10 protein-coding genes are annotated in these 9814 nt (G+C 70.2%); 4 read left to right on the top strand and 6 right to left on the bottom strand.

The genetic code is table 11. The annotated features are described in order from the left end of the window. Positions 1 to 105: 105 nt before the first annotated feature. The 5 genes from ABZ444_RS50910 to ABZ444_RS50930 form a co-directional block, all read right to left on the bottom strand. Positions 106 to 1899 carry a phosphoenolpyruvate carboxykinase (GTP) gene (locus ABZ444_RS50910; protein ID WP_358012541.1) on the bottom strand — a complete coding sequence of 598 codons (1794 nt, stop codon included), beginning with the start codon at positions 1897 to 1899 and terminating at the stop codon, positions 106 to 108. A 249-nt stretch (positions 1900 to 2148) separates the two neighbouring features. Next, positions 2149 to 2670: a hypothetical protein gene (locus ABZ444_RS50915; protein WP_358012543.1), complete on the bottom strand. Its 522-nt coding sequence runs from the start codon at positions 2668 to 2670 to the stop codon at positions 2149 to 2151. A 67-nt stretch (positions 2671 to 2737) separates the two neighbouring features. Then, positions 2738 to 3901 carry a C40 family peptidase gene (locus tag ABZ444_RS50920; protein WP_358012545.1) on the bottom strand — a complete coding sequence of 388 codons (1164 nt, stop codon included), beginning with the start codon at positions 3899 to 3901 and terminating at the stop codon, positions 2738 to 2740. A gap of 86 nt (positions 3902 to 3987) precedes the next feature. After that, complete coding sequence (greA, locus tag ABZ444_RS50925; RefSeq protein WP_352323258.1) at positions 3988 to 4488, bottom strand: transcription elongation factor GreA; 501 nt, start codon at positions 4486 to 4488, stop codon at positions 3988 to 3990. Between the two features lie 108 nt (positions 4489 to 4596). Then, entirely contained in the window at positions 4597 to 5019 is a 423-nt protein-coding gene (locus tag ABZ444_RS50930) for a DUF4307 domain-containing protein (RefSeq protein WP_357974645.1), read from the bottom strand. A gap of 147 nt (positions 5020 to 5166) precedes the next feature. Between ABZ444_RS50930 and mca the strand changes: the two genes are divergently transcribed. From mca to ABZ444_RS50945, 3 genes are read left to right on the top strand one after another with little or no spacing between them, the layout of a single operon-like run. Beyond that, positions 5167 to 6051, top strand: coding sequence for a mycothiol conjugate amidase Mca (gene mca / locus ABZ444_RS50935; protein ID WP_358012547.1), 885 nt, complete (start codon positions 5167 to 5169; stop codon positions 6049 to 6051). A 34-nt stretch (positions 6052 to 6085) separates the two neighbouring features. After that, a complete protein-coding gene (locus tag ABZ444_RS50940) occupies positions 6086 to 6247 on the top strand; it encodes a hypothetical protein (RefSeq protein ID WP_358012550.1) in 162 nt (53 codons plus the stop codon). Continuing rightward, positions 6248 to 6541, top strand: a complete 294-nt coding sequence (locus ABZ444_RS50945) for a GNAT family N-acetyltransferase (RefSeq protein ID WP_357974651.1) — start codon at positions 6248 to 6250, stop codon at positions 6539 to 6541. Here the strand turns inward: ABZ444_RS50945 and ABZ444_RS50950 are convergent. Next, positions 6527 to 7678, bottom strand: a complete 1152-nt coding sequence (locus tag ABZ444_RS50950) for a hypothetical protein (protein ID WP_358012552.1) — start codon at positions 7676 to 7678, stop codon at positions 6527 to 6529. The two genes, ABZ444_RS50945 and ABZ444_RS50950, sit on opposite strands and share 15 nt — an antisense overlap. A 95-nt stretch (positions 7679 to 7773) precedes the next feature. Between ABZ444_RS50950 and ABZ444_RS50955 the strand changes: the two genes are divergently transcribed. Then, positions 7774 to 9750 carry a thioredoxin domain-containing protein gene (locus tag ABZ444_RS50955; protein WP_358012554.1) on the top strand — a complete coding sequence of 659 codons (1977 nt, stop codon included), beginning with the start codon at positions 7774 to 7776 and terminating at the stop codon, positions 9748 to 9750. Positions 9751 to 9814: the final 64 nt, after the last annotated feature.

Genomic DNA, 9814 nt, shown 5'->3' on the forward strand with positions numbered 1-9814 from the left:
CGTGGCGCGTACCAACCAGCCGGAGCGGCTGAACCTGTGGTCGGCGCGCAGGGACGGCGCGGGCCAGGGTGCGGCGGCCAGCACCGCCGCACCGCGCGCGCCTGCTCAGCCGAGCCGGTCGAGCAGGGCGTCGTACTCGTCCCACAGTTCCTTCGGCAGGTGGTCGCCGAACTTCTCGAAGTGGGCCGGGATCAGGGCCGCCTCCTCGCGCCACACGTCGCGGTCGACCGACAGCAGCGTCCGCAGGTCCTCCTCGGACAGGTCGAGGCCGTCGGTGTCGAGCTCGGCGGGCAGCAGGCCGATCGCCGTGGGGTTCGCCTTGGCCTCGCCGTTGAGGCGCTCGACGATCCACTTGAGCACGCGGCTGTTCTCGCCGAAGCCGGGCCAGATGAACTTGCCCTCGTCGTTCTTCCTGAACCAGTTGACGTAGTAGATGCGCGGCAGCTTCGCGCCCTTGACCCGGCCGACGTCCAGCCAGTGGCCGAAGTAGTCGCCCATGTTGTAGCCGCAGAACGGCAGCATGGCGAACGGGTCGTAGCGCAGCTCGCCCACCTTGCCCTCGGCCGCGGCGGTCTTCTCGGAGGCGACGTTGGCTCCGAGAAAGACGCCGTGCTCCCAGCTCAGCGACTCCGTGACCAGAGGCACGGCGGTGGCGCGGCGGCCGCCGAAGAGAATCGCCGAGATGGGCACGCCCTTGGGGTCCTGCCACTCCGGTGCGATGGTCGGGCACTGGGAGGCGGGTGTGGTGAAGCGGGCGTTCGGGTGGGCGGCGGGCTCGTCGCTGTCGGGCGTCCAGGAGCGGCCCTTCCAGTCGGTCAGGTGCGCCGGGGGCTCCTCGGTGAGCCCCTCCCACCACACGTCCCCGTCGTCGGTCAGGGCGACGTTGGTGAAGATGCTGTTGCCCCAGAGGGTCTTGATCGCGTTGGCGTTGGTCACCTGGCCGGTGCCGGGCGCGACGCCGAAGAAGCCGGCCTCCGGGTTGATGGCGTACAGGCGGCCGTCGTCGCCGAAGCGCATCCAGGCGATGTCGTCGCCGATCGTCTCGACCTTCCAGCCCGGGATCGTCGGCTGGAGCATGGCCAGGTTCGTCTTGCCGCACGCGCTCGGGAAGGCGGCGGCGACGTAACGGGTCTCGCCGTCGGGCGGCGTGAGCTTGAGGATGAGCATGTGCTCGGCCAGCCAGCCCTCGTCGCGGGCCATGACGCTGGCGATGCGCAGCGCGTAGCACTTCTTCCCGAGCAGCGCGTTGCCGCCGTAGCCCGAGCCGTAGGACCAGATCTCGCGGGTCTCGGGGAAGTGGCTGATGTACTTGGTGGAGCTGCACGGCCAGGCCACGTCGTGCTGGCCCGGCCGCAGCGGGGCGCCGACGGAGTGGACGGCCTTGACGAAGCCGCCGCGCTGCTCGATCAGGCGCAGGGCCCGGTCGCCCATGCGCGTCATGATCCGCATCGACACGGCGACGTACGCGGAGTCGGTGATCTCGACGCCGAGCTGCGAGATCTCGCCGCCGAGCGGGCCCATGCAGAACGGGACGACGTACATGGTGCGGCCGCGCATGCAGCCCGCGAAGACCTCGGAGAAGGTCTTGCGCATCTGCGCTGGAGCGATCCAGTTGTTGGTCGGGCCCGCATCCTCCTCGCGCTCCGAGCAGATGTAGGTACGGTCCTCGACCCGCGCCACGTCGCTGGGATCGGACTTGGCGTAGAAGCTGTTCGGGCGCGCGGCGAGCCGGGTGAGCGTGCCCTGCTCGACGAGGAGGTTGGTCAGGCGCGTCCACTCCTCCTCCGAGCCGTCGCACCACTCGATCCGGTCGGGCTGGGTCAGGGCTGCGATCTCGTTCACCCACGCGACCAATTCGCGATTGCTCGTCGGCGCGGGCACTTCCACGGAAACGGACACGACTGTGACTCCTCCACTCTCTCAGGGCCCAGACATCATTAACGACGAAGGCGCATGAAGGCCAATTGGCATAGACCTATTGGCGCGACCGTCGTCGCAGGCAGCGGCCCTGACGATCCGGGGAGCCTACCCAGGTCTCCGAGATTTAAAAGAGGAATTTCACGGGGCCGGTCCAGGCCAATTCCCGTGGTCTAAACCAATTACCGCAGTGGTTTAGTCCAATTTCCGGAGCCGTTTCCACCGGTGTTCTCAGGAATTGACGTCGGGGCCCGCGCTGCGCACTCTGTCGACGTGCTGGAGGGCATCGCGCAGCTCGGCCAGCCAGGTGTCGGTGTTCTTGCCGACCAGGCGCACGCACCAGGCGAGCGCGTCGCTGCGGCTCCTGGCCACCCCGGCGGCGACCAGCGTGTCGAGCACCTGACGCTCCGACTGACGCAGACGCGTCATCACGGGCACAGAGAGTGTGGTGAACATCACAGTCTCGCCCCCGCACCGCACGCCCCAGGAGACCTTCTGGCGGAACCGGCGCTCCGCCTCGCGGGCGATCTCGATCCGCCGCTCGCGGGTCTCCTCCCTGAACCGGCGGGCCAGCCCCTCGATGAGGGCGAGACGCTCGGCCTCGGGGGTGTCGGCGGGCGGGTCGGGCAGCGCGCCGAGCACCGCGATCTCCTCGCGGTCACGGACGATCTCGGGGGCCCCGGTGAACCACCCCTCGGGGAGCCGGCCGGTGAACCAGCCGCGGACCTGCGCGCTCATCTCGTCTGTTGACATGTAATCACGATTACACAGTTGCGCGCGAAATGCACGAGCCGAACTGCGGTTCGTGCCGAAGGTTCGTTCAGCGGACGCGGGCGGCCGCGACGGGGCTGACCCGGACGACGCCGGCCAGGTTCCGGGTGCTCAACGGAGAGATCTTGACGACGTCACCGGTACGCGGCGCCTGCAGCACCTTCCCGTCGCCCCAGTAGATCGCCACGTGCGAGATGTAACCCGGGTTCGTCGGGTCGTTGCGCCAGAAGATCAGGTCGCCGGGTTGCGCCTGGGCCAGCGGCACCTGCGGCCCGGCCACCCACTGCTGGTGGGTCACCCGCGGCATCCGTACGCCCGCCTGCCCGTACGCCCACTGCACCAGCCCCGAGCAGTCGAACGTGTCGGGCCCCTCGGCCCCCCACACGTACGGCCGGCCCAGCTTGGACACCGCGGCCTTCAGCGCCGCCGTGAGCTGTTCCACGGTCATGAACGACCCGGACGGCCAGTTCTTCGGGGTGTCGGCCCTGGGCCGCGGCTGGACGGGGTTGACGGTGGCCACCTGCGTGCCCTTGGGCATCGCGGCCAGGATGGCCCTGCGCAGCGCGTCGGAGTTCGTGCCCGGGGCGCTGACGATGAGCGCGTTGTCGCGCGGGAGGCGCAGCCGGCGCCCGGTCTCCTTGGACACGACCGCGTCGACCGCGCCGAACCCGGTGGTGGCGTACGCGCCGATGCGCAGCGGCCCGGCCGGCCCGCTCACGCGGCTGTGCAGCGCGAGCCCGCCGTCGTTGCCCAGCACGAACGAGACCGCCACGTCGCCGGAGGCCACGTTCTGCCACAGGGCGTCCGACGACGCCGTCACCTTGGGGGTGTAGGCCCGGAACGTGGACGGGTTCACCGCGAGCGTCTGCACCCGCTTGCCGTCGAGCGAGATCGAGGCCGCGTCGGCCAGCTCAAGGGCCCGTACGCCGCGCAGCCTGGCCACCTTGCGCAGCAGGTCGTCCGTGAACGGCTTGCGGGTGAGCACGAAGAGGTGGGGTTTGCGCAGCTTGCTCAGCGGCGCCACCGGCTGCTCGGCACGGGACTCGGCCATGAGCGTCTGCTTCGGCACCGGCCGCGCCCGCACCACCTCGACCGGCGCCTGCTCCTCCCCCGTCTGGACCAGCACCAGCACGTCGGTGGTGAGCACGGCCACCAGCATCACCACGATGAAGGGGATGAGCCTGGATAAGTCTCGCCGTTTCCGCGTCTTCACCAGGAAGCTGAGATCCTGCGCGATTCCGGGCGAACGCGAAAACGCCGCCGGGCCGACGTGGGCCCGGCGGTCAGGATCTGCGGGGGTCAGTTGCCGATGTACGGCACAGCCTCGAGGATCTCGACGGTGTTCTGGCGGCCGTTGGGCATCGAGTACGTCGCCTTCTCACCGATCTTCTTGCCGTTGATCGCCGAACCGAGCGGCGACTTGGGCGAGTAGACGTCGATCGGCGCTCCGCTCTCCTCGCGGGAGGCGAGCAGGAAGGTGACCTCGTCGTCGTCGCCGACGAACCGGATCGTCACGGTCATGCCGGGGCCGACCACGCCTTCGGTCTTGGGGGCCTCTCCCACCTTGGCGTTGTCGAGGATCTGGCGGAGGTGGAAGATCCGGGCCTCCATCTTGCCCTGCTCGTCCTTGGCGGCGTGGTAGCCGCCGTTCTCCTTCAGGTCGCCCTCCTCACGGGCGGCCTCGATCTTCTTGGCGATGTCGACGCGCCCGGGGCCAGAGAGATATTCGTACTCCGCCTTCAGGCGGTCGTACGCCTCCTGCGTCAGCCATGTGACGTTCTCATCGCGAGAGTCGGCCACGGGTTCTCCTTGCTTGCCTAGGGGGCCCTGAGATCACTTGAGGATGTGGACGGTTGAATTGCGAAAGGCTAACAACTCAACCGACCGGACGCTTCCCCAAATGTCTCACTATACGAGATTGCAGTACTGGATGTGGACGGAAGTGGCCTGACCACTGGTGTCGAGGCTCTCCTTGAGCTGCTTACTACCCTCACCAGCCGGGATTCTTACTTCCTTGCTACCGACTTCCGCGTGGTAGACGTCCAGTGCCCTGATCCGGCAGACGGCCACTCTATCGTCGGGCTTGTACACCTCGAAGGTGATCTCCGCGCGCCCGGGCGCGTCGATGCTGAACGAGACGACCTGCGCCGGGGCCTCCGAGCCGCCGCCGGCCGTCATCGACCACATCACCCATCCCCAGCCACCGGCGACGATGGCCACCAGCACGCCGATCACGACATGCACGACCAGCCGGCCGCCTCTCTTCGGACGGTCGGGGAAGTCGTCGGGTGTGCCGAGAACGGGTCCGTTCCCGACATCTTCGGTGACCATGGCGGAATCTCCCTGCACTCCCTGAGCGTTATCCGAGACAATTGTCGCCCGCGGGGGGCGTGCCCTCGCGACCGCCCAGCAGAAACTAACCTCTCTGGACGAGTGACCGGTCCTCCACCGAGGAGACCCTGTGAGGAGAACGCGCCCGTGAGTGCACCCCTGAGGTTGATGGCAGTCCACGCCCACCCCGACGACGAGTCGAGCAAGGGCGCCGCCACGATGGCGCGTTACGTGCGCGAAGGCGTGGAAGTGCTGGTCTGTACCCTCACGGGCGGTGAGCGGGGTTCCGTGCTCAACCCGAAGATGGACCGGCCCGAGATCGTGGCCAACATCGGCGAGGTGCGCAGGGCGGAGATGGAGCGGGCCCGCGAGATTCTCGGGGTCCAGCAGCGTTTCATGGGCTTTGTCGACTCCGGCCTGCCGGAGAGCGAGGAGGAGGAGCTGCCCGAGGGCTGCTTCGCCGTGCAGAAGCTTGAGGACGCCGCCGCCCCGCTGGTGGCCGCCGTGCGCGAGTTCCGCCCGCACGTGATCATCACGTACGACGACGACGGCGGCTACCCGCACCCCGACCACATCATGACCAACAAGGTCTCCGTCGAGGCGTTCGAGGCGGCCGGCGACCCCGACCGCTACCCCGGCGCCGGCGACCCGTGGCAGCCGATGAAGCTCTACTACCAGATGGGCTTCACCAAGGAGCGCTTCGAGGCGCTGCACGAGGCCATGACCGAGCGCGGGCTCGGCTCCCCGTACTCCGACTGGATCTCCCGCTGGGAGGACCGGCCCGCCAAGTGGCCGGTGACGACGCGGGTGCCGTGCGGCGAGTACTTCCAGATCCGCGACGAGGCGCTGCTCGCGCACGCCACCCAGGTCGACCCCGACGGCTTCTGGTTCGTCTGCCCGCGCGAGCTGCAGCAGGAGATCTGGCCGACCGAGGACTACCACCTGGCGCGCTCGCTCGTCGACACCGAGCTGCCCGAGGACGACCTGTTCGCCGGCATCCACGCCGAGGACGTCTCACCCGCCTGCCACTGACCGGACCACGGCACACGGGTGGCAGACTGAAGGTGTGACAGTTCTCGCAGCTGGTGATGTCAGTCCGGGTCTGCTCGGCTTCACCGTCGTCGCCCTCATCGGGCTGGCCCTCTACATCCTGATCAAGTCGATGAACAAGCAGATGTCGAAGATCCAGATTCCGCACGAGGGCGACACGGACAAGAAAGCCGAATAGATGCCGATCGAAGTAGTCGACAACTCGACGGAGTGCCGCTTCGAGGTCCTCGTCGACGGCAAGGTCGCCGGGTTCGCCGACTATCGACTGCTGCCCACCAAAGTCGTCTTCACGCACACCGAGGTGCTGCCCGCCTACGAGGGTCAGGGCCTGGCCAGCAGGCTCGTCGACTACGCGCTGCGCACGAGCATCGACACCGGGCTGCGCATCGTGCCGCTGTGCCCCTACGTGGCCCGCTACATCGAGCGTCACCCCGAGTTCAAGGAGTACAGCGACCCGTCAGTCGCGGGGTGACCAGGCGCGTTCCAGGGCCTTGGGCAGGCCCCACCAGCCGAGCGGGGTCAGCACCTCGTCGGCGTCCACGATGCCCAGGTAGGTCCACAGGCTGACCACCGAGGCGAACAGGCCCTCGGTGGCGTCGAGGTCGTCGTCGTCCTGCTCGCCCGACTCGATGTCGCCGGACTCGGCGATGAGCCTGGCCAGGCGTTCCGGCGAGGCCAGCACCCCGGGCCCCATGCGGGCCAGCGCCGCCACCGCGGCCAGCCAGTCGGCGTGCTGGATCGCGCAGAGATTGGCCAGGGCGGTGTCCTCGTGGCCGAGCTCCCCTTCCAGGTCGGCGAACTCCTCCGGCACGTCGTCGTCCTCGGACAGGTCGGAGATCGGCCCGGCCACGCCCGCCGCCACCGCCAGCCACAACTCCCGGTCGTCGTCGGGCATCGGCCGGTCGTCGAACCCGGCGCAGGCGCGCAGCACGTTGGCCGGGTAGCCGGGCAGGTCCAGCAGCACGCGCAGGCGCGCGGCGGCCAGCTCCAGCTCGACCAGCGGCAGCTCGGGCGCCTTGGGCAGCTCGCCGACGATGCGGCGCAGCTCCGACAGCGCGAACGCCTCCTCCTCGTCGAGGGCGGCGAACAGCTCCTCGTCCTGCTCGTCGCTGACCGCGAAGCCGGGCACCCGGCCGTCGGGCAGCGGCGTGGCCAGCCAGTGCTCCTGGAGCTCCTCGTACGCCCGGCGGGCGGCGTGGTCGCCCTGGGCCAGCGCGTCCGGATCGATCTCGCCGGAGCCGACGCGCTCCTCCAGGAAGGAGACCATGCGCCCGAACATCTCGGCCGCGACCGGACCGCGCTCGTCCTCCTCGGGCCAGACGAAGTAGCTGGGCGTCATGAGGATCGGCTCGGTGCCGGTGGACTCGACCCAGCGCTGCACGTCGCCGACCGTTGCCACGCCCGCCTCGATGGAGCCGAGCGTGGCCTTGGCGGAGTCCCAGAACGGCTGCGAGAGCGGGTTGCCCGCCGACACCATGGCCCGCCGCAGATCGGGCAGCGCCACCAGCGCCACGCCCGAGGGCACGGCCAGCAGCGCGCGGGCGACGTCCCTGCGCGTGACGGCGGCCGGCGGGCGGCCGGCGTGGGCGCAGACGTAGTCGATGTCCACGCCCGTAACCTACGCCGTCCGCCCTGCCCGAGTCAGCCGCGGGGGTGGCGGCCCGGCCCCGGGGACGCGGTTTAGGGTGAGCGGGGGAGGTCCTGATGAACCGGTTGAACGACGCCACGAGCCCATACCTGCTGCAGCACGCGGGCAATCCCGTCGATTGGCACCCGTGGGGCGAGGAGGCGTTCGCCGAGGCCCGGCGCCGGGACGTGCCGCTGCTGATCAGCGTGGGCTACTCGGCGTGCCACTGGTGCCACGTGATGGCCCACGAGAGCTTCGAGGACGCCGACACGGCCGCCCTCATGAACGAGCACTTCGTCAACGTCAAGGTCGACCGCGAGGAGCGGCCCGACGTCGACGCCGTCTACATGACCGCCACCCAGGCCATGACCCAGCAGGGCGGCTGGCCGATGACGGTGTTCGCCACGCCCGACGGCCATCCGTTCTACTGCGGCACGTACTTCCCGCGCCCCCACTTCCGGCGCCTGCTGGCCGAGATCCACCGGGTGTGGACCGGCGACCGGGAGTCGGTGCTGGCGCAGGGGGCCAAGGTGGTCGAGGCGCTCAACCAGAACACCGCGTTCCCGCGCGGCGCCGCTCCGCAGGCGGAGACGCTGGAGCGGGCCGTCGCCAACCTGCGGGAGTCGTTCGACCCGGTCAACGGCGGGTTCGGCGGCGCGCCGAAGTTCCCGCCGTCGATGGTTCTGGAGTTCCTGCTGCGCTCCGGCGAGCGCGAGATGAGCGGCCGGACGCTTGCGTCCATGGCCCGCGGCGGCATCTACGACCAGCTCGGCGGCGGTTTCGCGCGGTACAGCGTCGACGCCGAGTGGGTGGTCCCGCACTTCGAGAAGATGCTCTACGACAACGCCCTGCTGCTGCGGGTGTACACCCACTGGTGGAAGGCGGGCGGCGGCGACCTGGCCCGCCGGGTGGCGCTGGAGACGGCCGGCTGGATGCTGCGCGAGCTGCGTACGCCCGAGGGCGGCTTCGCCTCGGCCCTCGACGCCGACAGCGAGGGCGTGGAGGGCAAGTTCTACGTCTGGACGCCCGAGGAGCTGCGCGAGGTCCTCGGCGACGACGACGGGCGCTGGGCCACCGGGCTGTTCGACGTCACCGGCACGTTCGAGCACGGCACGTCGGTGCTCCAGCTCCCGCGCGACCCCGAGGACCCGGTGCGGTACGCCGGCGTGCGCGGCAGGCTGCTGGCGGCCAGGGAACTGCGGGTGCGGCCGGGCCGTGACGACAAGGTCGTGGCCTCCTGGAACGGCCTGGCCGTCGCGGCGCTCGCCGAGGCCGGCGTGGTGTTCGAGCGCCCCGACCTGGTCGAGGCGGCCACGGCGGCGGCCGAGCTGCTCGCGGACGTGCACACGACCGGCGGGCGGCTGCTGCGCACCTCCCGCGACGGGCGCGCGGGCGCCAACGCGGGCGTGCTGGAGGACTACGCGAACGTGGCCGAGGGCCTGATCTCCCTCTACGGCGTGACCGGCGCGACGAAATGGCTCCGGCTGGCCGGGACACTGCTCGACACGGTCCTCGACCGTTTCTCCGATGGCTCCGGCGGCTTCTACGACACCGCTGACGACGCCGAACGGCTGTTCCAGCGCCCACAGGACCCCACCGACAACGCCACGCCCTCCGGCCAGTACGCGGCCGCGGGGGCCCTCCTCTCCTACGGCGCGCTGACCGGCTCGGCCAGGCACCGGGAGGCCGCCGCGGCCGCGCTCGCCACGGTGTCGGTGCTGGCCGACCGGCACGCCAGGTTCGCCGGCTGGGGGCTGGCCGTGGTCCGCGCGGCGCTCGACGGGCCCGTGGAGGTGGCGGTCGTCGGCAGCCCCGCCGACCCGCGTACGGCCGCCCTGCACCGGGAGGCGCTGCTGGCCGACGTGCCGGGCCTGGTGGTCGCGCCCGGCGACGGCGAGGCCGGCGGGGAGCCGTTCCCGGCGCTGCTGGAAGGGCGCGGGCCGATCGGGGGCGCGCCGGCCGCCTACGTGTGCAGGGGGTTCGCCTGCCGGCTGCCGGTCACCACGGTGGAGGAGCTGCGGGCCGAGCTAGCCCCGTTTTCCGCACGTGAGTGATCTTCAGCGGATGTCTCGTGGATCGATGTCGAGAAGGTCCAGGAGATGCAGTTGAAGGTCGGTG

The organism is Nonomuraea sp. NPDC005730 (assembly GCF_040630865.1).
Taxonomy (GTDB): Bacteria; Actinomycetota; Actinomycetes; order Streptosporangiales; family Streptosporangiaceae; genus Nonomuraea.

Coding starts and splice junctions, on each gene's coding strand:
- ABZ444_RS50915 (WP_358012543.1), bottom strand. CDS start 2,670: ATGTCAACAGACGAGATGAGCGCGCAGGTCCGCGGCTGGTTCACCGGC.
- ABZ444_RS50930 (WP_357974645.1), bottom strand. CDS start 5,019: ATGGTCACCGAAGATGTCGGGAACGGACCCGTTCTCGGCACACCCGAC.
- ABZ444_RS50945 (WP_357974651.1), top strand. CDS start 6,248: ATGCCGATCGAAGTAGTCGACAACTCGACGGAGTGCCGCTTCGAGGTC.
- ABZ444_RS50955 (WP_358012554.1), top strand. CDS start 7,774: ATGAACCGGTTGAACGACGCCACGAGCCCATACCTGCTGCAGCACGCG.